Source organism: Cytobacillus kochii (assembly GCF_020171845.1).
Classification (GTDB): Bacteria; Bacillota; Bacilli; order Bacillales; family Cytobacillaceae; genus Cytobacillus; species Cytobacillus kochii.
The window spans coordinates 1-800 of sequence record NZ_JAIVAM010000041.1 but is presented as its reverse complement, the minus strand read 5'-3'; the positions used below and the strand labels follow the sequence as shown (position 1 = coordinate 800).

Here is an 800-nt window from a genome sequence, read left to right as displayed (position 1 = left end):
AACTTTGATTATTTAGGAAAAAAAGTTGAAAACTTTATAAAAAGTATTTCCCAAGAGGCTTTTGAAAAAGTTGTAAACAATATCAAGTTAGATTGGATACCGCCTGTAAATACCTTTAACGAGCTATCATCTACTTATCCGAATGCAACTGAAGGTAAAACAGCAATGGTAAGAGATTCAGGTAAGATATACCGTTTTACAAATGGAGCGTGGATAGAAATACAAGATATTGATCCCACAATAATTAATTCATTAGAATCCCAGTTAGAAACCCATATAAAAAACGATTTAGTCCATGTTTCTATGGAAGATAGAATATCATGGGATAGCAAAGAAACATCAGAGAGTGTAAAAAATCAGATTTTTAATTCAAAAGAAGAAATAATAAACTGGGTGAATCAAGAGTTAGTGAAACCTTTGGAATGGACGGATATCACTTTACTGAATGCTGTACAACCTTTTAGCGAAGGTTGGAGACCGAGAGTGGCTAAGCGTGGTGATATTGTCTATATTAAAGGAGCTGTTAAAAATGTAACTGCTCGTAATTTGGTAATTGCTACACTTCCAGAAATATATCACCCTATAACTTCACATCCTTATGTACAAAGTACGTCATTAGATAGTAGTTCTAGAGGTCGCTTTGCGAGGTGGGCTGTTTCAACAACTGGTCAAATCATTATTGAAGGAACTACCAATAATGAATTTGGTGCAGAACTTTGGTTCCCAATTTCTTGTTCTTATCCAGTATCTTAGTGAGGAGATGTGGAAGTTTGATTAATTTAGGACAACCAACAATAATC

At 34.2% G+C, this 800-nt stretch carries 1 pseudogene; it reads left to right on the top strand.

The annotated features are described in order from the left end of the window. A pseudogene (locus tag LCM23_RS25730) lies at positions 1-753 on the top strand (hypothetical protein); the annotation flags it as partial. Between the last annotated feature and the right edge of the window lie 47 nt (positions 754-800).